Source organism: Agromyces larvae (assembly GCF_022811705.1).
Lineage (GTDB): Bacteria > Actinomycetota > Actinomycetes > Actinomycetales > Microbacteriaceae > Agromyces > Agromyces larvae.
The window spans coordinates 2,757,464-2,779,246 of sequence record NZ_CP094528.1 but is presented as its reverse complement, the minus strand read 5'-3'; the positions used below and the strand labels follow the sequence as shown (position 1 = coordinate 2,779,246).

Here is a 21,783-nt window from a genome sequence, read left to right as displayed (position 1 = left end):
CATGTACGACCTGGGCTGACCCCTTTTCGTAGGTCCGGTGGTTCTGAGAGTCGTCCTGTTGCCCGTGGTTGCGGGCAGGGAGACTGGTCAGATCATGTCGAACAGCAGGAAGCGTCATACCCCGGAGCAGGTCGTTCGCAAGCTCGGTCAGGCCGACCGGATGCTCGCTGACGGCGCGGATGTCGCGGCGGTGTGCCGGGAGCTCGGGATCTCCGAGCAGACGTACTACCGGTGGCGTAACCAGTACGGCGGGCTGAAGGCCGACGACGCGAAGCGTCTGAAGGAGCTTGAGAAGCAGAACGCGACGCTGAAGCGGCTGCTCGCGGAGGCGGAGCTGGAGAAGGCCGCGCTCAAGGAGCTGGCTGAGGGAAACTTCTAAGCCCGGGCAGGCGCCGCGCCGCCGTCGCTCACCTGATCAGGACACTGCGGGTGAGCGAACGGATGGCGTGCCGCCTGGCCGGGCTCTCTCGCTCCGCATACCGGCGCCCGCTCAAGGGCGACACGGTCGCGGACCCGGACCGTGCGCTACGGGACTGGCTGCGCGCCTGGGCGAAGAAGCACCCGCGTTGCGGGTACCGGCGGGCGTATCACGACGCCCGCGCCGAGGGCTGGGTCGTGAACCACAAGAAGATCCAACGCCTCTGGCGTGTCGAGGGTCTGCGCGTCCCGCAACGGCGTCGACGCAAACGCGTCGGGTCCTCGACCGTCGAGGCACCTGCCGCGGATGCGCCGAACGTGGTGTGGGCGGTCGATTTCCAGTTCGATGCCGACGAGCAGGGCCGTCCGATCAAGATCTGCTCGATCGTCGATGAGCACACCCGGGAGTGCATAGGTGGGCTCACCGAGCGGTCGATCACGGCCGAACGGCTCACCGCTCACCTCGAGGACCTCGTCGCCGTCCGCGGCGCCCCGGCCGTGCTCAGATCCGACAACGGACCGGAGTTCATCAGCGACGCGATGGCCGACTGGGCCGGCACCCGCACCGGGCTGAGCTACATCCCGCCGGGCTCGCCGTGGCGCAACGGGTACGTCGAGTCGTTCAATAGCCGGCTCCGCGACGAGTGCCTGAACATCAACAGCTTCTACTCGCTGCTGCACGCGCAGGTCGTGATCGGCGACTGGAAGGACGAGTACAACCATCACCGCCGGCACTCCTCGCTCGGCTACCTACCGCCCGCCGAGTACGCTCGGCAGTGCACCCATCAAATCGAAACCGACGACTCACAGAGCGTCCGGACCGAATGAAGGGGGCGGCCCAGACCCGCTCGAGCGCAGGCCCGACGAGTGACGGGTTCCACTCCTTCGTCACCTGCGTCCAGCTGTGATACCGCGCAGCCAACAACCGCTTCCGCCCAGCCGCCCGCTGCGCCACCTTCGACGGACCCGCCATCGTCACCACCCGTTGGAACGACCCACCGCGCGTGGACAAGACCGTCGACTCGAGAACCCCGGCCTGCTCCAACTTCATCCGCGCGAACGTGAGGTGATGCGGATTGATCGTCGGAAACTCTCCCCACCGCCGCTCAGCCACCTTGGCTTCCAACTCATACGCCACGAATGCCCGCTCGACACTGAGAAAATCAAGGATTGCCGCCTCAGCGAGACCCCGCCACTCCTCAACAGACCGCCGCACACGCCGACGCTACCGGAGACACTTCTATATCTGGCACTCCATCCCGGTGAAATGCCCGCCGCGTCTCCTACCGGGATTCAGTGCCAGAGTTCCTAGCCCCTAACAGCGGGCCCGATCCGGTCGAGCCGTCGATACCCACCCTAGGGCCCGATCCGGTCGAGCCGTCGATACCCACCCTAGGGCCCGATCCGGTCGAGCCGTCGATACCCACCCTAGGGCCCGATCCGGTCGAGCCGTCGATACCCACCCTAGGGCCCGATCCGGTCGAGCCGTCGATACCCACCCTAGGGCCCGATCCGGTCGAGCCGTCGATACCCACCCTAGGGCCCGATCCGGTCGAGCCGTCGATACCCACCCTAGGGCCCGATCCGGTCGAGCCGTCGATACCCACCCTAGGGCCCGATCCGGTCGAGCCGTCGATACCCACCCTAGGGCCCGATCCGGTCGAGCCGTCGATACCCACCCTAGGGCCCGATCCGGTCGAGCCGTCGATACCCACCCTAGGGCCCGATCCGGTCGAGCCGTCGATACCCACCCTAGGGCCCGATCCGGTCGAGCCGTCGATACCCACCCTAGGGCCCGATCCGGTCGAGCCGTCGATACCCACCCTAGGGCCCGATCCGGTCGAGCCGTCGATACCCACCCTGGGGCCCGATAGCCGGTCCCCCACCGGTGCTCGCGATGGATCAGCTGCCCCGTCACTTCCGACTGACTGAGCGGCAGGTAAACCGACGAGGCTGAACAGACCGAGTCCGCGGTCTCATGCGACGGATGCTTGCCAAGGAACCCATTCTTCGGCCATGCCGGGCGATTCAGTTCCTCGTTTGGCTTGGTGACGGATTGTCGGGCTTCGCTTGAGATTCCAGTCGGGGCAATGGTTGATCGGCATGGCCACGTCGACGCCTCACGCTTTGCCCTGAAGACTTCCCTCTACCCAGATCAGACTGATTCGGTCTTGAACCATCGCGCGCGCATCGTCAACGATCGTCAGGTAGTCGTTCGTATCGGTGGCCAGACTCAGGAGTCCCGCGACGCCGGCGACAAGCAGGCGGGCATGGTAGGACACGTCCGAATCCTCAGGAATCTGTCCTAGCTGGCGCGCTTCTTCGAAATAGTCGCTGATGCGTGCGAGCCAGCCGCTGTACCTGTCTGGGCTGCCATCGGCGCGGACATCCTTGCGGCGATGGAGTCGGATCGCCACGCGAGCCAACTGGGTGTGTGCGACGCTGTCCGCGACGTGCTCAGTTGCTTCAACGATCGCTTCGAGTGGGCTGACTGCGTGCCGCGGCACTCCCATGAACACGCCATTTGGGTACGCCAGGTGCACCACCGTGGAAGCCAGGAAGATCTTGGCCGGAAAATGGTAGCTGACCAGTGACTTTGATACGCCCGCTCGTTGCGCTATGCGGGCTATGCTCGCGGCGGTAAATCCGACCTCATCGAACTCTTCGATTGCAGCTCTGAGGATTACAGGTGTCGCGTTATCCTGCCCAGTTTCGCTGATCTTGTAGAGCCCGATCTTGCCTCTAGTGGTCATCCCACCTCCTCGTGGTCGATACATGAGGACGCTATTCCCTGGCCGACCGTCCAGGAAATAGCTTCCTGACCACCTGACGGGGACGAACCGTTCCTGTCGAAGAGAGAGGTTGGAAGATGAAGAAGCTGGCAAGCATCATCACTGGTCTGGCGATCGCCGCCATGACCTTCCTCGCCCCGACGGCGGTGTACGCGGCCACCCCGGAACCGGCGCCGACCGTGGCTCCGCTGACTGCGAACCTGACAGTGGTCGGCCCCGCTGCTCCCGAACCCGTCGCGGTGCCAATGACGGGGGAGTATGAGTACATCTGTCAGATGCCCGATGGAAATAGCTGGTCGCTCCAGGTGGGCGAGCCGACGACCGACTGTCACGGAAGCTACCTCCAGAAGTACATCAACGGGTCAATGGTGGCGAACTACCACCTCGCTTACGGCGGCGGAGCGGCGCAGGTTCCGCCGTGGAACACGGGTTGCGTTCTCGCGGTCGCGAGCGGCGTCGCCCTCTTCGTCTTCCCGCCCACAGGTGCAACCGCCTGGGTCGTCGTGGGTGGACTGACGGCCGCGGGCTTGTACGTCTCCTGCGTCGCGTAGCAGGCCTTCCCGCAGCGCGCTGGCCGTATCAAGCGATGCGGTCAGTGCGCTCCTCTGCCACCCAAACCCCGCTCGCGACCACTGCGAACACGAACGCGCCCAGCATCCATACGAACCACTGAGAATCCCCCGGACGGAGCAGGGTCCATGCCACGACGAGCGAACCAACCAGCACGACTGCCACGGCCGCGACGTAGACGACTGCACGCCGGCTGAGTGGGGGTGAGAGCGGGGAACCGCCAGAGGATTTGCGGGCGATGAAGTCGATCACTCCAACAACAATTGCCGCGACGACGAGAACAAGGCCAGCTGCAGGCTGTGGCAAGAAGACCGACGTGACAACTGCCGCTGCCGCCACGATGCCAACAGCGGGAAAGTACCACCGAGACGTCCGCGACCGCGTCGCGGGATTCCGACCCGCGCTCCCGCCCGAGTTCAAGTTTGATGTGTCGGCAGATGCGTATTCCATGTGGGCAGTCAACGCGCGAGCTCCTGGCCTGTCAACCCACGCGTCTGTGAGTCGATGGGGTAATTTGCAGTGGGCTACTTGATTGACGGGCTCGACCCCAAAGGACCGTTCATGGCCTCGAAGGACGAGAACAATCCCCGGCGAGCCCCTGGTCTACACGGCACCGCCGCCGCTCCTATCGCCATGTGGTGTCGCGGCCAACCGGAAGCGGTATGGCAGTCACCAGCTAAGGCCGAATCGGCGCATGGCCTCGACTAGTTCGGGAAGGGCGTCCGTGACAGGCTCGGGTTCCGAGGTTGTGTTGAGATGATGGCTCCGCGAGTCATCTCGGCTGCGCTCGAATATGGCCCACACGTGGATGTCATCGCCGTGACGGGACCGGAACTCGATTCCATCGACGACCTCACGACGGTCGTCGTCGCGGAGATCATAGACCCATCGTGCGATAGACCGGGTCAGGACTCGATCATGCGCGTCCTTCAGCAATGCAGCATCGACGTCGATGGCCGCGATGCCGTGCCGGCCGAACGGATAATGACGCTGCAGTGCTGCGACGGTGCGGGAGTGCGTGATGAAGCAGTATCTGCCCGTCTGCGAAGCAGAACCGTACTCTCTCCCGTCGAGCCACGAATACCCGACCACGCCGACCCCGGCCTCCCCGAAGGCCGCGATCGTGCCGTCGTCGTCCTCGATCTCGTCGAGCGCAGCGAGCACGGGCGTGCTCGGCCGGAAATGGGCAAGCAGCTCGAGAAAGCACCCGAGCAAGCTGTCGGCTGTGTAGATGGTCCGGAACTCTCCGAGTTCATCATCCCAACGCCCATTGAACCGGCCAGCATCCCCCGCGTACTTCCACGGCGCCCAGCCCCACGGGTCTGGCGAGCGCCCGACATGCCAGACGTCTGCGGGCTCGTCGGTGACCTCAAGGTCGGGGACGCTCATCCGATCGTCGTGAACGACTTTGCGGCCGCGATCACCTCAGGAGCCCCCTCGAACGGCTCCACGTCGCGGAGAACCTGCGCCGGCGCGACATCCCCGAGCGCGGGATTCATACCCTTGAACCACGACTGTACGGTGGTCGCGTCGTATCGATCGCGCAGCAACGCGGCGGCGTGGAACGCATGACGGAGCCGCTCGCGATCCTTCTCACCAGGCTCGCTCGAGCCATCCGCCCACGCACTCACCATCCGCGCAGACTTCACACCACCGATATACGCCACCAGGCGCACGCCAAGAATCTCGCGCAAGTCGCCCACAAGGTTCGCGAATGGCAAGCGGACAGAATCCTCATAGGCCCGAAGTCCGGGGCGCTGATCAGACGACGCCAGTGCGGTACCCATACGGCCAATGATACCGAAGTTACACGTAAATCGCAGGAGTAATTGCACTGACAATTACTACAGTTGCCGACAGAGCCTCGATTGCCCGCCTCGAGTTCGCCCGCTCGATGCGGCTGAACTTGTCTGGATGTCGGTGGCCGCCTTTACCCTGTGCCCGTGCTTGGGGGCCAGACGGCAGCACATTCGAAACGAGTAGACAGGAGCCCTTCATGGGCAACAGCAACAACCGGCACGTAGTTCCGAACCCGAACGGCGGATGGGACGTGCGAGCGCCTGGCGCAGACCGCGCATCGGCGCATCTGCCGACCCAGGCGGGTGCGACTGATCGCGCACGGCAGATCGTCACGAACCTGGGCGGCGGGGAAGTGAGGATCCACGGCCGCAACGGTCAGATCCGCGACTCCGACACCGTACGCCCAGGGAACGACCCGCACCCGCCAACCGACAAGAAGTAGGCGGTAGGGGGTCGGCACTCGCTAGTGCGGGCCCCCTCTTCGCACCGCAGGTCTACAGCCCGTTCTAGTGGTATAGCAGCGCGCAGATCGGGCCTCGCGCCATCACGGAGTCGAAGCCCGGTGTCAGGAAGATCGACCGTCCACTGCCGATGCTTTGGCCACCGTGCGAAAGGGGTTGGCCGCTCACGGGGGTGATCTGTGATTTACAGTCGCGCCTCCGTGGAGAGCGAGTCCGGGCACTCGTCGGACTGCCATCAGGGGCGGTAGCGTTTGGCATGACGAGATGAGGGAGAAGGCCGTTGGAGGTTCTGAGAGCTGTGGCCCTCGGCGTGCTGGTGATCGGTGCGTATGCCTCAGTCCTTGTTTACGTTCTCCGAGATATGGGGAGAACTTCAATGTCCGAGGTGGAGAAAACCGCCTGGCTTGTCGCAGTACTCTTTATGCCGTTCTTCGGTGCGATCGTATGGTTCGCCGCTTCAAGCGGTAAGCCACGTGATGCGGGGCCGGCTCAGAGCCGGCCCCGCAAATAGATATCATCCGTATTCCGGCCAGCCCTTGTCTTCGCCCACCAGGAGCCTGAGGTTCGAGTCGGTCGAAATCGGGATACCGACGTCTATCGTGCCCGAGACGCGGTAGCGTGCTTCAGCGGGTACGCCCGACGTCACGTCCTCGTAGCGCCTAGTCCGCTCGAGGACTTCTGCCGAGACTGTCACGCCGATGAGGAGCTTGGCTTCGTCATAGGGCTCATACACTTCATCAGCGGTGGGGCCCTTGGTCGCCTCCCACCCCCCGCGGAAGCTCATCGTGATCATGCCCGAGGAATAGAAGATGTAGCAGTCCTCTACATTGTACCAGACCGGACTCCCTGCCTCCTGGCACTCAGAAATGGTCGGGTTGAGCAGCGAACTCGCCTTCGGTGAAAAAGCGCGGGCCACCGTCTCAGAAGCGTTGGACTTCGACGGCAGCTCCACCATTCCCAGGAGAATGATTGAGCCATCTGCGAACGTCTGCACGGTCGTCGGCACGCCATTGATGACTCGTTCCTCCTGGAGAACGTAGTCAGCGCCAGAAACCGAATCCCACGCCTCTCCTCGTTTCAGCTTCTCGATGAGGCCGTCCGCGACGACATCGCCGACCCCGTGGTCGATCAGCCAACCCTCGAGTTGAGCTATAACGGCTGTTTCCGTCTTGCTTTCGGCATGAGCTGGTGCGGTCGCGACGCCAACCATGAGGGCGACCGCGGAGACGGCAGCGAGAGCCGATCTCAATATGCGCATTCGTTCTCCATCGTTCGGGAAAGGACGGGCTCGCGCCCTTCTGCACGATGGCAGGCGGTTTTGTTGCTGACAAGTCGGCTTTAGATCTGACTTGATGCACAAGTCCTTCGCGCGATACGTCGACCGAGCCTCGCATTCGATGCTTCGAGTTCGTTGCCGTCGACGACAGACAGGCGGCACTGCCGGGTGGCGCCCACGGCGAGCACATCTATCGGTGGTGACGATTCGATCCTTGTGATGGAGTCCCGGAGTCACGCGGAGATTTAAGAGGTGCGACGAGTTCTCGCATCAGATGCAACTCGCGACCGTTTCGCGCCGATAATATATTTATGTCGGAAACCCCAGATCAGAGGCGGTTTCCTGCACCTACGGCACATCGTATACGCCCCCTCGGCCTCGGATAGACGGCGAGTCATCACGCCCTGGCGTGGCATCATCGACGCTCCGGTGCGCAGGGCAGCAACGCACGGGGCACTTTTCCACCGCAACCTGTCCCAGGTTGGGACACCATGTGTTCGTGTCCCAACATGGGACACGGCAAGCGTCGGATGGAACTTGAAGCAGCCCTCCTCGCATATCGCAATGCGCGGTCACGACGACTCGCAGCGCAGGACGTCGAGGAAGACGCGCTCAAATTCGCTCTCTTCGAGGGCGGACAACTCGGTGGCCTGACCCCTTTCCGTGCGAGAACTCGCTGCGATGGTGCGGCTTCCGAAGACGACCGTCGCGCGTCTTCGGATCAGCGGCGCTGTCGGTGGCGGGGAGGGTTGGATCGCGGATGATCCGGTCGAGTACGTCGCCGCTCACAACTCAGCGTGGTCTCACGTGCCCTCGAGACAGATCGCCGAAGCGCCCTTCACCGTTGAGCACAACGACGACGGCAGCCATACTGTCCAAGTACGACCCCGGGGTGTTGCGAGGCTCAGGTCGATTAAGGGTGATCACACCGGCGGTTGAGCGACGGTGAGCGGGTCGAGTTCGGAGCGTAGCCGAACGAATCGCACCAGGTGGCGGAACGCACCGCCGGCCGTCGCGACCTCGGCCGAGATCTCGGCGACGACGGGTTACACAAGCGTGAGCTCGATCGGATCGCGGGCACCCGTGAAGCGCCCGCCGAGCGCAGCTGGCGCGAGCACCGCCGGCCACGGGTGCCCCGGGTCGGCCGCGCGCAGCTGCGCGCCGAGCTGTCGGCAGACGTGCGGCTGCAGCGGTGCGGAGCGCCCCGCGATCCGCAGTCGGCCGTTCTCGTCGTAGCGGCCGACGACGACCGCCTCGGGCCGCGTAATCGGACCGATGACGGCCCCGAGTACGACGTCGAGCGTCTCGCGGCGCTTGACCTTGATCCAGTCGAGGGCACCGCAGACGTAGGGGCCGGCGGCCGCCTTCGCGACGACCCCCTCGACGCCCGCGGCCGCGAGTTCGTCGAACCACTCCCGTGCTTGCTGCAGCTGGTCGGTGACCATCGAGAGGTGCAGCGTCGGCCGCCATTCGGCGCCGAGCTCGTCGAGCAGCTGGCGGCGCCGCTCGAGCGGGAGCGAGCGCACGTCAGCGGCGACGACGAGAATGGCTCTAAACCCGTCCCATTTGGGCTCATAGAGTGTGCCGCCGCGCAGCGCTGCCGCCGCCGGGAGTTCGGCCGCGGAGCGCGCCAGCGCGACCGCCGCGGCACCGCGAACGGGATTCGCCATGCGTTTCTCATATGTCAAGTGTTAGGCCGCGAGTGGGTGGCTCGCGGGGGTTTGTGCGGGGTGCTGGTCGGTGTGGAGGGCATGGAAGACGATGCGGACGAGGCGTCGTTTCAGGCAGCGGAGGGCTTCGACGGTGGAGTCGCCCGTGTCGAGTCGTTTGCGGTAGTAGGCGCGGCCGAGGCTGTCGAGTCGGATCTGGGTGACGGCGATGCGGTGAAGGGCTGCGTTGAGTTGCCGGTTCCCGGTGCGACTCATCCGGACCCGCCCTTTGGTGTTCCCTGACCAGACCGGCAGGGGTGCGACGCCGGCGTTCATCGCGAAGCATGCTTCGGACCGGAAGCGGTCGACGTTCGCGGTCTCTCCGGCGATCTTCGCCGCCGTCAGAGCGCCGCAGCCGGGGATCGCGAGCAGGTGCGGGTAACGGTCCTCGACCAACGCAGTGATCCGCTTCTCGAGGTCGTCGATGCGGGAGCTGCCCGCGTCAATGTCCGCGAGGACATCGCGTGCCAGTTCAGCGACCAGTCCGTCGCGGCCGTCCAACCAGTCCGCGACGCGTCTCCGTTGCTTGCTGATCGCGAACCCTTTCACCGGAACATCGAACTCGGGATCCAGTTCATGCAGATGCCAGCGGAGTCGGTTGATCTGACGGGTTCGTTCGCCGACCAGGTCTTCCCGCCTGTCGACGAGCAGTTTCAGTTCACGGGTCGACTCGTCGTGCGACGCGACCGGGAGGTCGGGTTCGCGCAGCGCCGCGCGGGCCACGGCCATCGCATCGATCGGATCGGACTTGCCCCGTTCCCGGGACGATGCGCGGGACTGGGCCATCAGTTTCGGCGGCACCCGCACCACGTCCTGCCCCGCCGCGAGGAGGTCGCGCTCGAGTCGTGCTGACAGGTGGCGGCAGTCCTCGATACCCCACCGCAACTCGCCAGGGAACTCGCGTCTGGCCCACCGCATCGCCGTCTCGTGGCCACCGGTCGTGGCCTTCACGGTCTTCTCACCGAGCTTGCGGCCCACGTCGTCGACCGCGACGAACGTGTGCGTGGCCTTATGGACATCCGCACCGATGACGATCACCATGGGAATCGTCTCCTTCCAACATCCGAACGGGACAGGTTGGGCCGGTCGGCGGACAAACCTCAGTCGGGGGCGATGCCACGCTCCTATCAAGTCACGCCGGCCGGTCCATCACACCCGGCATCGGCAAAACGCATGCACGCCAACCCGAAAGCGGCAGTCACGCTACGAGCCAGACACCAGGTGATCAGGATCCAACCACCGCGAAGCGGCACTGTCACCCTGACACTGAGGTCCACGCTACGCCCGTGAGGATGCCTCGCAGCGGGCCATCCGTCCCGACTCGCGCCGGGCATCCGTCCCGACTCGCGCCGGCCATCCGTCCCGACTCGCGCCGGCCGGCCGGCGCGTCAGCGCGCGATGCCGAGGTAGTGCACCACCGGTCGGCCGGTGCGCGGATGCCGGGTCACCTCGGCGTCCACGCCCCACACGTCGCGCACGAGCGACGCCGTGATCACGCGGTCGGTCGGGCCTGCGGCGACGACGCGGCCCTCGGCGAGCACCACCACGTGATCGGCGTAGGACGCCGCGAGGCCGAGGTCGTGCAGCGCGGCGAGCACGGTCAGTCCGTCGGCCGCGAGTCGGCGCAGCAGGTCGAGGGTCACCAGTTGGGCGCGCACGTCGAGGTGGTTCGTGGGCTCGTCGAGCAGCAGCAGCTCGGGCTCCTGGGCGAGCGCACGGGCGAGGTTGACGCGCTGGCGCTCGCCGCCCGACAGCTCGTCGTACCCGCGTGCGGCGAAGGGCGCGGCATCCACCGCCTCGAGGCTGCGCGCGACGACCTCGCGGTCGGCGGCCCGGTCGCCGCCCCACGCGCCCTGGTGCGGGATGCGCCCGAGCGCCACGACGTCGGCGACGCGCAGCCCCTGCGTGCGCGCGTCGCGCGTCTCCTGCTCGGCGAGCGCGATGCGTCGGGCGCGTTCGCGGCGGCGCAGCACGGCGAGGTCGTCGCCGCCGAGCAGCGCGAGCCCGGCATCGGGCCGTTCCACGCCCGCGAGCACGTGCAGCAGGCTCGACTTGCCGGCGCCGTTCGGCCCGACGAGCGCGCCGACGGTGCCGCGGGGCAGCTCGACGCCGACGTCGTCGAGCACGAGACGGTCGCGTCGGGCGAACCGCAGGTGGGCGACATCGAGGGCGGATGCCTCGGGCGCCGCGCCGTGCGTCGGGGCGGGCGCCGTGGCATCCGAGTGCGGAACCGTCGTCAGCGACGCATCCGTCATGCGCTCCTCCTCGACCTGATGAGCAGGGCGGCGAAGACCGGGCCGCCGACCAGCGCGGTGAGGATGCCGACCGGCAGCTCGCGCGGGTCGAAGATCGTGCGCGCACCGGTGTCCACCCACACCAGGAACACCGCGCCGGCGAGCGCCGACAGCGGCAGCAGGGCGCGGTGGCCCGGCCCGATCGCGAGCCGCACCGCGTGCGGCAGGATGAGTCCGACGAACCCGATCGCACCGCTCACCGCGACGAGCGCACCCGTGAGCAGCGCGGTCGCGATCAGCAGCAGCACCCGGGTGCGGGCGACGTGCACGCCGAGCGCCGCCGCCGCCGAATCGCCGAACGTGAACGCGTCGAGTGTGCGCCCGCTGCACAGCAGCGGCACGCCGACGACCGCGAGCGCCCCGCCCGCGAGCGCGACCGACCACCAGTCGGCGCCGGCCAGCGAGCCGAGCAGCCAGTTCAGGATCTCGCGGTAGCTGTCGGTCGTGGCGCTCCAGAAGATGATGAGACTCGTGACCGCGCCGAAGGCGGCCGACACGGCGAGCCCGGCGAGCACCGTGGTGGTGGGGCTGAGACCGCCGGCCGCGCGCGCGAGCCCGAGCGTCGCGGCGAGCGCGGCGAGTGCGCCGATGAACGCGGCCAGCGGCAGCATCAGCCCGAGACCGAGCACGAGCACGAGCACGGCGCCGACCGAAGCGCCCGACGACAACCCCAGCAGGTAGGGGTCGGCGAGCGGGTTGCGGGTGAGCGCCTGCATCACCGCGCCGCAGAGCGCGAGGCCGGCGCCGACCGCCGCCGCGGCGAGCACGCGGGGCATCCGAAGCTCCCAGACGATCGCGTCCTGCAGATGGGTGAGGTCGGAGGTGCCGAGCCCCAGGTGCGCGGCGACGGTGCGGATCACGTCGACCGGCGCGAGGCCGGCCGGGCCGATCGTGACGGCCGCCACGATCGACACCGCGAGCGCGACGGCCAGGCCGCCGGCCCAGAGGGCGGCGTTCGTGCGCCGACCGCCTACTGGTCGAGGAGCGAGCGTCAGCGAGCGTATCGAGACCTGGTGAGCGGCGTTGCGGGGTCTCGACACGGTCGCGTCGTTCCCTGCTCGACCAGCGGAGGCGGCACCCGCTGGGCGCATCAGCCCAGCTCCCCCAGCTGTTCGACGAGCGACTGCACCGCCGAGACGTTCCGCACGCCCGCCTCGGTCGCCGGGAAGTCGACCACGAGGTAGCGCCCCTGCTGCACCGCCGGCATCGCCGCGGTCGCGGGGTTGGCTTCGAGGTGCGCGATCTTCTGGTCGGCGGTGTTCCACGGCGCGTCGACGAGCACGATCACGTCGGGGTTCGCGGCGACGATCGCCTCCCACCCCATCGACGTCCAGGTGTCGTGCACGTCGCCGGCGACGTTCTCGAGCCCGGCGGCCGCCATGATCATCTGCGGCGCGCCGATGCCGGCGCCGACGTACGGGGTCTCGTCGCCCGAGCTGTACCAGAGCGCGGTGAGTCCGCGGTCGTCAGGGGCGACGTCGTCGAGCGCGGCGCGCTGGGCCGTCACGAGTCGCTCCGCGGCATCCGGCACGCCGAAGATCGCGCCGGCTTCCTCGAACTCGCGGAAGACCTCGTCGAACGTGAGCGGGTCGGGCATGTACCCCTCGCCCTTGCAGGCGGCGGGTGCGACGTAGGTGCGCACGCCGAGCTGCTCGAGCAGCGCGCGGTCGCCCGCGCCGTCGGCGGTGAGGTTCGACTCCCACCCGGCGAAGACGAGGTCGGGCTCGAGCGCGAGGGTCGCCTCCTGCGACGGCACCTTGTCGCTGACCACGGGCGGATCGGATGCCTCGCCGGCGAGCCCGGGCGCGCCGATCACGTCGTCGGGCACCGGCCCGTCGCTGAACGCGGTGCCGACCACCCGGTCGCCGAGACCGAGGGCGAGCAGCAGTTCGAACGTCGATGACTTGATCGTCACCACCCGCTCGGGCGCGGCGTCGAAGGTCACCTCGGTGCCGCAGTTGTCGACCGTGAGCGGGAAACCGGATGATGCGGTGTCGGCCGCCGACTCGGCGTCGCCGCTGTCGCCGTTCGCGCTCGGGGCGGCGCAGCCGGCCAGCAGGAGGAGCGCGGCGGGCAGGGCCGCGAGCGCGAGCGTGCGGCGGGTGCGGTGCGAGCGGGGACGACGGATGGTTCGCAATGGCATGGATGCTCCGGGGCAGGCGTGACGGCGTGGATGAGGTGCATCCGACGGAGGTCGGGGACTCACGGCCCACAGCCCGGGCCATCGCGACCGGCCACAGCTCGGCCGGCGGTCTTCGCCCAGTCTAGGTGCAGCGGTGCAGGGGAGGGCTCCCCATGTCCCGGTCGTCCCGTCGATCGCTAGCGTGCCGGAAAGGGAACACGAGGGGAACGCCGCGTCGGTCGACACCGCCTGCGGCGGCGTTCGGACGCGTTTCGGCGGGTTTCCGGCCAGGGTTGCCGCCGAAACGCGTCCGAACGCCGGGGGTGGAGGGTCAGGCGGCGGGGCGCAGCCCGCCGGCGAGGTCGAGCGCGTCGCGCGCGAGCGCGGCCGACGTGTCGACGTCGCGCATCCAGAGCGGCACGGCGCGCGTCGTGATGCCGTCGGCGGTCAGGGCGTCGGCGGCCGGGGCATCCGTCTCGTCGACGAGCCAGCCGTCGAGCAGGCCGCCCGAGCCGCGGGCGCCGTAGTGCCGCGCGACCGCGCCGGCGTCGGTCTCGACGCCGATCGCGTGCAGGCATGCGTCGGCCATGCCGCGCACGACCTTGCCGCCGATGATCGGCGAGACGCCCACGACGGGCGCACGTGTCGCCGCGAGCGCGTCGCGCATGCCCGGGATCGCGAGGATCGTGCCGATCGACACGACCGGATTCGATGGGGCGATGAGCACGACGTCGGCATCGGCGATCGCTTCGGCCACCCCGGGTGCGGGACGGGCTGCGTCGTTATTCCGCTGACGGAATGCGAGTGCGGGCAGCGCGGCGCGGTAGCGGGTCCACCACTCCTGGAAGTGCAGTTCGGCCGTCGCGGGGGCGCCGGGCAGGGGTGCCGCGCCGCTGAGCCCGGCCGCGTCGACGAGCACGTGCGTGTCGACCTCGGTGTCGGTCGCCGGAATGAGCCGTACCCCGATCGGCCAGCGTCGCTGGAGGCGTTCGCCGACCTGCGACGGGGTGAGTCCGTCGCGCAGCCACGAGGTGCGGGCGAGGTGGGTGCCGAGGTCGAGATCGCCGAGGGTGAACCACGGCCAGCCGACGCCCCACTCGCGCAGTTCGGCCGCGACGCGCTCGGTCTCGCCGGCTCGACCCCAGCCGCGTTCGGCGTCGTTCACGCCAGCGAGCGCGTAGAGGATGGAGTCGAAGTCGGGCATGAGGCGCACGCCTGCCAGCCACAGGTCGTCGCCGGTGTTCACCACGACGGTGATCTCGTCGCCGCCGCGGCGACGGGCGACCTCCTCGCGCACACCGCGCACGAACCGCGCGCCGCCCACACCGCCCGCCAGCACCGTGATCCGCATCGTCCCAGCGTAGGCGGCGGCCCGGCACGATCAGGGCCAGCCCTGATATCGCGAGGATTCCTCGTGGATCCTCTTGACGGGCATCCCCGCCGACTGGTTGCCTGAGCACCAGCGCAGCAGTCATCGTCGATTGGGGGCCGTGATGGCGTTGAGGATGTCCCGTGCACGGTCGGCCCGCGCCGCAACGAGGCGGCGTGCCGCCGCGGCATCCGTCGCCGTCGCCGCCGCCACCGGCCTGCTCGCCCTGGGGGTCTCGGCGCCCGCGTTCGCGGCACCGCCCGACTTCACCGACCCGCCCACCCGCCTGTACATGGCGCCGGCCGATTCGCTGCCGGTGTCGCTGCCCGACGGGTTCCCGACGATCATCCCCGAAGGGGAGCTGAAGTTCGACGGCTCGACCGACCTGATCTCGCAGGACGTGCGGTCGATCGTGGTCGAGTCGGGGGAGCAGGGGTGCGCGATGGTCGCGCCGGACTGGCCGTTGGGCGGGTGCACCGCCGTGCAGCTCTCGGTCTCGCACGGCGAGCTGACATTCGATCCGCTGCCCTCGGTCGAAGACGACGGCGACAGCGACGACGACGTGCTGAAGTTCCCCGACGGAGCCCTGGAGCGCGACAAGCACCTGCTCGACGACCTCCCCGCGCCCGCGGTCGCCCTGATCGGCACGACGGCGCAGGTGAATGCCGCGCTGCAGACGCTGGTCTACCTCCCCGATACCGATGAGGACGACGACGGCACGGCCGACGATCCTTACTCCTACAACGGCGCGAACCCCGAAACGCTCCTCGTGCAGCTCGGCGCCGGCGACCCCGCGATCGGCACCGCGTCGATGGACGTCGAGATCCGCGTGCAGAAGATCAACGGGTTCCCCGAGGTCACGGTGCCCGACCAGGTGTTCCAGGTGCCGTCGGGCGGCACGGGCTTCCTCGGTGATGCCGGCTCCGATGTCGGCGAACCCGATGAAGAGGACTGGAACGTCGTCGATGAGGACAACGACGAGCAGGACGACAACGACACCCTCGACGGGCCGGGCGACGAGTGGTTGCTCATCGCGTGGGCCGACTGCGGCATGTTCTCCATGCCCGCCTCGCCGTTCTCGATCTACGAAGACCTCGAGCAGCTCATGCAGGACACGCTCGACTTCGCGGTCTCACCCGACGAGGCCACCGAACCCGAGGCGTTCGCCGAGTACGAGGCGAACAAGGCGCTGGTGATCGAGGCGGCCATGAACGCGCTGCCCGACGAGGTCAAGAACCTGCCGTTCGCGACCGGCAACCCGAGCGATCCGCACAGCGCGTTCGCCGGCGTCGTGAGCGGGCTGAACGCGATCGACGACCTCAACTACGTCCTCGATCAGGTCGAATTCGACGCGACGGGTCTGGCCGACGTGACGTGCACCGTGCGGTTCCTGGTCAGCGACCTCGGTAACAACGGGCTGCCGTTGCAGTACCTCGGCGATCCGCCGTACGGCATCCAGGTGCCGTTCTTCGGATTCGACTTCGACACGAACGACTTCCCGACCGTCGAGAAGGTCGTCGTCGAGGTGGGCGAGGGCACCGAGATCCAGGTCGCGATGCCGACGGATGTCTCGATCCCCGAGGGCAGCGCCGACGTGGTGCCGATCACGGTGACGCCGACGACTCACCCCGCGTTCGACGTCATCGTCTCGACCTCGGCGGTGCCGCCGACGAGTGCGACCGACTTCTCGCCGATCACCGCCCAGACGTTCACCATCCCCGAGAACGCGGCGTCGATCGACATCCCGGTCGACGCGCTCGACGACGACGAGGTCGACCCCGATGAGACCTACTTCGTCTCGATCGACGGCTTCCCGGCCGACCCGCCGTTCCCGCCGGGCTTCGACGTCTCGATCACCGACGGCACGGCGACGGTCACGATCATCGACACCGATGTGCCGGTCGACACCGAGGCCCCGACGGTGACGATCAACCAGGGGGTCGGGCAGGTGGATCCGACGTCGGTGTCGCCGATCGTGTTCGATGTGCAGTTCAGTGAGCCGGTGACGGGGTTCACGAACGCGGATGTGGTGTTGTCGGGTTCGGCGAATCCGACGACGGCGACGGTGGTCGCGGTGGATGGCGATACGTACACGGTCGAGGTGTCGGGCATGAACGCGGACGGGTTGGTGATCGCGGAGATTCCGGCGGGCGCCGCGCAGGATGTCGCGGCGAATCTGAGCGAGGCGTCCACGACGTTCGACAACCAGGTGACGTTCCAGTTCGACGAGGGCGATGTGACCGCCCCGACGGTGACGATCAACCAGGGTGCCGCCCAGGTCGACCCGACCAGCGTGCTGCCCATCGTGTTCGACATCCTCGTCTCCGAGGCGGTCGCCGGCTTCGCCGCGAGCGACGTGCTGCTGGATTGGACCGGCCCCGGCGTTCCGACCGCGACGCTCGTGCCGGGCGCGACCGAGACGCTGTACACCCTCGAGGTCGACGGGCTGCTCGGCGACGGAACGCTCACCGCGAGCATCCCCGCCGCCGCGTTCACCGATGCGGCGAACCTGCCCAACGCGGCATCCCTCTCGACCGACAACTCGGTGACCTACGTGCTGCCGACGGCGAGCGACCCGCTGACCATCACGGCCCCCGACGACATCGTCGTCACGGCCGACCCGGGAGAGAGCGGGGCGAACGTCGACTTCCCGCCGCCGACGGTGACCGGCGGCATCCCGCCGATCACGACCGTGTGCGACGCCGCTTCGGGCGACTTCTTCCCCATCGGCGTCACGACGGTGACCTGCACCGCCACGGATTCGGCGCCGCCCGAGCAGATCGTGCTGTTCGCGGTGGTCAGCGATTCGTTCACGATCACGGTGAACGAGGCCACCGAACCGGGCGGCCCGGGTGAGGATCCGGGTGGCAGCGGCGGCTCGGGCGGCTCGGGCGGCGGTTCGGGCGGTGCCGGGGCGGGGCCGACCGGTCGGATCGCCTCGACCGGCGCCGAGGCTGAGGCAGCCCTGCTCGCTGCCCTCGCGCTGCTGCTCGCCGGTGCCGCGGCGGTGCGGATCGGGCAGCGCCGCCGCGAGGCATCCGCCCATCGTTGAAGCGACCCGCGCACTCGGGGCGACTCCGGCACTGATGCCACCTGCGCATCAGTGCCGGAGTCGGTGACGAGTGATGAGTCCGCGGGCCGAGCGCACCTCGGAACGTGCTTCCCGCATTCGAGCGCGCCACCCGCTCGCGCCGCGCTATCCGCTCGCGCCATGCCACCCGCTCGCGCCGCGCTATCCGCCCATCGTCAGCCCGGCGCGCACGAGCTGCGGCACCGAGGCATCGGGCAGGTACGCGCGCACCAGCGCGACGCCGATGCGCGCGAGATCGGCGCCGTCGCCGTACAGCAGGTACAGCGGTTCGGCGCGCGGGTTGAACTTCTGCTTGAACCGGTGCAGCGAGCGGAATCCATAGGCCGGTTCGAGCAGCGCGCCCAGTCGGTCGAGCACGCGCTCGACGGATGACTCGTCGTCGAGCTCCTCGGAGTGCGCGAGCGGCGCGCCCGAGAGCGACAGGAACTGCGCGCCCTCGTCGCGGAACGCGAGCGCCGACGACCCGATCAGGAACTCCATCACCGGGGGGAAGCCGCCCTCGCGCCGACGCATGAGATCGAGCGTCCACCCGCGCGGGGCGCCGCCGGGTGCGTACACGGGCAGCCAGCTCAGGAACCCTTCGATGGTGCCGTCGGATGTCTCGGCCAGCGCCATCCGCACCGCGGGGTCGAGCGCCTCATCGATCGACCCGAGGGTGAAGCGCATCTCGGGCAGGCCCTTGTCACCCACCCACTGCTCGGAGATCGCGCCGATCTGCGCCCGCACCGACCGCGGCTCGGTCGCGAGCGAGGCGAACCGGAACCGCACCCCCTCGCGTTCGGCGCGGTTCAGCGACGTGCGCACCGCGCCCCAGCGTTTGCCGGTGAACTCCAGGCCAGGCAGGTCGACGATGGTGTCCTCGGCGATCTGCAGCGCGTGCCATCCGCGCGGCATCGCGTCGCGAGCCGCGGCGCTCGCGCCGAACACGCACACGATGAAGCCCGCGTGCTCGGCGGCGGCGATGAACTCGGCGAGGGTCGCCCCGAGCCGATCGGGGGGCGCGATCGGGTCGCCGAGGACGAGCGCCACGCCCTGGTGCGTCTGGTAGGCGACGACGGTGTCGGGCGAACCGAAGTAGTGCCGGTTGTCGCGCCAGGTGGCCATCCACGACAGCACGCCGCCGCCGGTCGTCTCGACGGTGTGGCGCGTCTCCGTGAGGCGTGTCCCCGGCCGATCGGCGCCGCGGTCCCCCATCAGCCGCCGGCGCAACCGCGCGCGGAACGCCCGCGCGCAGACGAGCAACCAGACCAGCAGCACCGCCCACAGGAATCCGGTGGCGGCGGCGAACGCGAGCCCCTCGCGATCGTCGGGGTCGGCCGCGTCGAGCGTGCTGTCGAGGCCGCCGAGGAGTTCGGGGTGGGCGATGAGGAACACCGCGAGCGCGCCCGCGAGCACGTTCACCGTCGCGAGCACCAGCGTCGTGACCCATGCCGCCCGGTACCCGCGCCGCAGCCCGGTCGCGACGACCACCACGATCACGGTGTCGAGGAGCACGTCGAACAGGTCGATGCCGCCGGCGTAGGTCGCCCCGAACGGGCCGCGCGTGGGCACGAGGGCGGCGAGCACCTGCACGGCGGTGAGGGCGACGATCGCGACGAACGCGACGAACCGCTGCTCCCGCACGGTCGGCTTGGTGAACGACCGGGCGTTCATGAGCAGGACCGTGCCGACCGCGACCGCGTGCTCGACGTCGGCGATCGATCCGAGGAACAGCACGCTGACCAGCACGTACGCCGTGAGCACGAGCAGCGCCCGGCTGCGCCACGGGGACTCCAGGCTCGCAGCCGCCGCGGCCAGGCACGCCATGACCCCGCCCGACGGGCCGACGTCGACCTGGGTGACGAGCCCGGCGGCCCAGCTCGAGCCGAGCTCGGCGAACCCGGCGATGAGCACCGCACCCGCGATGACAGAGATCAGCTGCCCGCCGAAGAAGTAGGCCGCCGCGGCACCCGAGCCCCGGCGCACCTCGAGCCATCCGACCCCGAGCGGCACGAGCACGGCCAGGATGAGGTACCCCCACGGCGCGATCACGAGGAACGTGCCGGTGACGACCGTCCACCATCGGGCGTCGGCGAACGACGGCGCACCGTAGGCGAACGTCTCGTACCAGTCGGCCTCCGTGATCGGCCGCACCAGTCCGCCCGTCGCGATGCCGACGACGAGCAGTGTCGCCATGAGCGCGAGCGTGAACGGCACGCGGGCGAGAAACGCGATCGGGCGCGGGATGGTGCGTGCGGGCGCGGCGGTCGCCGCCGGTTCGCGTTCGGATGTCACGGTCATCGGATGCCTCCCCCAAGGCGTGTGCCCACGGTATCGGCGCGCGCCGCAGCGCGACAAGCGAGTGGCTGTGAGGCGGCTGGCATGGCGACCCTGTTCGCACTGGGTCGGCGGTCTTGAAGGGACACCCGGCGACCGCACGTACCCGGAGATGTGAAAGGGCCGGTCGTCAATCGTGAACGAGGCGCCGATATGGATGTATCTTCGCGTATAAGCAGATTCCATATACGACTTGAGAAAGGGTTAGAGAATGGAGTCGTTCAGGTCGAACCCGTTCCGCCCGGGCGCAGGTCGCGTCCCACCAGAACTCGCCGGCCGAGACGTCATCCTCGGGCAGGTCGCCGGTGTGATGGAACAGGTGATTGAAGCGTCCGAGGGTGACCGTCCGATCGTCATCTCCGGCCTTCGGGGCGTAGGCAAAACGGTGCTCCTGAACGAATTCGTCCGAAACGCGACGGAATCCCGTCGATGGATCGCCGTGAAGGTGGAAGCCATCGCGGGCGGCAGTCTCCGAAAGACGCTTGCGCAGGCGCTGCACTTGGAACTGCGAAAGCTCGCGACGCCCGGTGAGCAGATCCGAGATCAAGTGGCTCGCCTCCTCCGAGTCTTCCGGTCATTCCAGCTGACCGTCGACCCGGCCGGTACGTACTCGTTCGGGTTCACGGTCGAGGCGATGCCCGGTCGCGCGGACACCGGCGACTTCGAACGTGACATCCTCGACCTCTTCGAGGAACTGGGGCTCACGGCGAGGGATCTCGGCATGGGTGTTCTCGTAGCGATCGACGAACTGCAGGACGCACCGAAGACTGATCTCAACGGCCTGAATGTCGCATTGCACACGCTGGGCCAAGCTCCCCGGCCGGTGCCGATCGTGTTCATCGGTGCCGGCTTACCCTCGCTCCCGTCGGTACTCGCCGACGCGACGAGTTACGCCGAACGTCTGTACGACTATCGGCATCTCGGACTGCTGAATGATGCCGAGACCACGACGGCACTCACGAAACCGGCCGAAGCCCGGGGGGTTGAATGGGAGGAATCCGCGCTCGTGGCTGCGCGGCGAGCGATCGGCGGGTATCCATATTTCGCTCAGGCCTGCGGCAAGCATGTCTGGGACGCACGAGCAGTACCGGACCGCATCACGGACGACGACGCACGCGTCGGAATCGAACTCGCGCGCGACGAAGTCGACCGGGGGCTCTACCAATCGCGGTGGGACCGCGCCACACCTGCCCAGCGAGACATGATGAAGGCGATGGCGAAGGACAAGGATCGGCCATCCGCAATTCAGGACCTCGTCCAACGGACGGGGAAGTCGCGCACCAGCGACCTCTCGGTCTCGCGGAATGAACTCATCAAGAACGGGCACATCTACTCGCCCGACCGCGGGTACGTGGCGTTCACTGTCCCGGGCATGGCCGACTTCATCGCTCGGAAGCACTCGGACTGATCGTGGAGGATCTCACCGCGCCGCTCGCCGAGTTCGAGGCGGTGGCGAGTGCGCTCGAGGCGTCTGCCGGTTCGGAGTAGGCGTCAGGCAACCCGCACGACCCGGCGCAGGTCACGAGGTCTCGAGCGCGTCCTCGCTGCGCTCGGGCGCTCCTCGAC

17 protein-coding genes and 1 pseudogene are annotated in these 21,783 nt (G+C 68.2%); 6 read left to right on the top strand and 12 right to left on the bottom strand.

The window, feature by feature from the left end; genetic code table 11:
- The first annotated feature begins 94 nt into the window (after positions 1-94).
- Positions 95-1,245 (top strand): IS3 family transposase gene (locus tag MTO99_RS13355; protein WP_243554133.1). Its coding sequence is split into 2 segments (ribosomal slippage): positions 95-365 and positions 365-1,245, totalling 1,152 coding nucleotides; the frame shifts between segments, so codons are not numbered across the junction.
- 1,292 nt (positions 1,246-2,537) lie between these two features.
- Here the strand turns inward: MTO99_RS13355 and MTO99_RS13350 are convergent.
- Positions 2,538-3,170: a TetR family transcriptional regulator gene (locus tag MTO99_RS13350; RefSeq protein ID WP_243554132.1), complete on the bottom strand. Its 633-nt coding sequence runs from the start codon at positions 3,168-3,170 to the stop codon at positions 2,538-2,540.
- A 116-nt stretch (positions 3,171-3,286) separates the two neighbouring features.
- Between MTO99_RS13350 and MTO99_RS13345 the strand changes: the two genes are divergently transcribed.
- On the top strand, positions 3,287-3,760 hold the full coding sequence (locus MTO99_RS13345; protein ID WP_243554131.1) for a hypothetical protein: 474 nt from the start codon (positions 3,287-3,289) through the stop codon (positions 3,758-3,760).
- 28 nt (positions 3,761-3,788) lie between these two features.
- Here MTO99_RS13345 and MTO99_RS13340 read toward each other — a convergent pair whose 3' ends face one another.
- The 3 genes from MTO99_RS13340 to MTO99_RS13330 all read right to left on the bottom strand — a co-directional run bounded on the left by MTO99_RS13340 (position 3,789) and on the right by MTO99_RS13330 (position 5,566).
- On the bottom strand, positions 3,789-4,229 hold the full coding sequence (locus tag MTO99_RS13340; RefSeq protein WP_243554130.1) for a hypothetical protein: 441 nt from the start codon (positions 4,227-4,229) through the stop codon (positions 3,789-3,791).
- A 219-nt stretch (positions 4,230-4,448) separates the two neighbouring features.
- Positions 4,449-5,168, bottom strand: a complete 720-nt coding sequence (locus tag MTO99_RS13335) for an RES domain-containing protein (protein ID WP_243554129.1) — start codon at positions 5,166-5,168, stop codon at positions 4,449-4,451.
- Complete coding sequence (locus MTO99_RS13330) at positions 5,165-5,566, bottom strand: hypothetical protein (protein WP_243554128.1); 402 nt, start codon at positions 5,564-5,566, stop codon at positions 5,165-5,167. The genes MTO99_RS13335 and MTO99_RS13330 overlap by 4 nt, the downstream gene beginning before the upstream one ends.
- Positions 5,567-5,775: 209 nt before the next feature.
- Between MTO99_RS13330 and MTO99_RS13325 the strand changes: the two genes are divergently transcribed.
- Both MTO99_RS13325 and MTO99_RS19190 read left to right on the top strand, forming a co-directional pair.
- Positions 5,776-6,021 (top strand): DUF2188 domain-containing protein, encoded by a 246-nt coding sequence (locus MTO99_RS13325; protein ID WP_243554127.1) that lies wholly within the window; start codon positions 5,776-5,778, stop codon positions 6,019-6,021.
- Between the two features lie 317 nt (positions 6,022-6,338).
- Positions 6,339-6,551 carry a PLD nuclease N-terminal domain-containing protein gene (locus MTO99_RS19190; RefSeq protein WP_354002486.1) on the top strand — a complete coding sequence of 71 codons (213 nt, stop codon included), beginning with the start codon at positions 6,339-6,341 and terminating at the stop codon, positions 6,549-6,551.
- A gap of 3 nt (positions 6,552-6,554) precedes the next feature.
- Here the strand turns inward: MTO99_RS19190 and MTO99_RS13320 are convergent, their stop codons facing one another.
- The 7 genes and pseudogenes from MTO99_RS13320 to cofD all read right to left on the bottom strand — a co-directional run bounded on the left by MTO99_RS13320 (position 6,555) and on the right by cofD (position 14,792).
- Positions 6,555-7,250 carry a hypothetical protein gene (locus tag MTO99_RS13320; RefSeq protein ID WP_243554126.1) on the bottom strand — a complete coding sequence of 232 codons (696 nt, stop codon included), beginning with the start codon at positions 7,248-7,250 and terminating at the stop codon, positions 6,555-6,557.
- 1,112 nt (positions 7,251-8,362) lie between these two features.
- Positions 8,363-8,986 (bottom strand): ATP-dependent DNA ligase, encoded by a 624-nt coding sequence (locus MTO99_RS13315; RefSeq protein ID WP_243554125.1) that lies wholly within the window; start codon positions 8,984-8,986, stop codon positions 8,363-8,365.
- 21 nt (positions 8,987-9,007) lie between these two features.
- Positions 9,008-10,066, bottom strand: a complete 1,059-nt coding sequence (locus MTO99_RS13310; RefSeq protein ID WP_243554124.1) for an IS110 family RNA-guided transposase — start codon at positions 10,064-10,066, stop codon at positions 9,008-9,010.
- A gap of 536 nt (positions 10,067-10,602) precedes the next feature.
- Positions 10,603-11,280, bottom strand: a pseudogene (locus MTO99_RS13305) (ABC transporter ATP-binding protein); the annotation flags it as partial.
- On the bottom strand, positions 11,277-12,359 hold the full coding sequence (locus MTO99_RS13300; protein WP_435520760.1) for a putative F420-0 ABC transporter permease subunit: 1,083 nt from the start codon (positions 12,357-12,359) through the stop codon (positions 11,277-11,279). The gene MTO99_RS13300 and the pseudogene MTO99_RS13305, both read right to left, overlap by 4 nt.
- A 50-nt stretch (positions 12,360-12,409) precedes the next feature.
- Positions 12,410-13,462, bottom strand: coding sequence for a putative F420-0 ABC transporter substrate-binding protein (locus MTO99_RS13295; protein ID WP_243554122.1), 1,053 nt, complete (start codon positions 13,460-13,462; stop codon positions 12,410-12,412).
- A 310-nt stretch (positions 13,463-13,772) separates the two neighbouring features.
- Complete coding sequence (gene cofD, locus MTO99_RS13290; protein ID WP_243554121.1) at positions 13,773-14,792, bottom strand: 2-phospho-L-lactate transferase; 1,020 nt, start codon at positions 14,790-14,792, stop codon at positions 13,773-13,775.
- Positions 14,793-14,946: 154 nt separating this feature from the next.
- On the opposite strand from cofD, the gene MTO99_RS13285 reads away from it, so the two are divergent.
- On the top strand, positions 14,947-17,862 hold the full coding sequence (locus tag MTO99_RS13285; RefSeq protein WP_243554120.1) for an HYR domain-containing protein: 2,916 nt from the start codon (positions 14,947-14,949) through the stop codon (positions 17,860-17,862).
- Positions 17,863-18,042: 180 nt separating this feature from the next.
- Here the strand turns inward: MTO99_RS13285 and MTO99_RS13280 are convergent, their stop codons facing one another.
- Positions 18,043-20,181: a bifunctional lysylphosphatidylglycerol flippase/synthetase MprF gene (locus MTO99_RS13280; RefSeq protein ID WP_243554119.1), complete on the bottom strand. Its 2,139-nt coding sequence runs from the start codon at positions 20,179-20,181 to the stop codon at positions 18,043-18,045.
- Positions 20,182-20,428: 247 nt separating this feature from the next.
- Here MTO99_RS13280 and MTO99_RS13275 point away from each other — a divergent pair, with 247 nt between their 5' ends.
- A complete protein-coding gene (locus MTO99_RS13275; RefSeq protein ID WP_243554118.1) occupies positions 20,429-21,625 on the top strand; it encodes an ATP-binding protein in 1,197 nt (398 codons plus the stop codon).
- Positions 21,626-21,783: the final 158 nt, after the last annotated feature.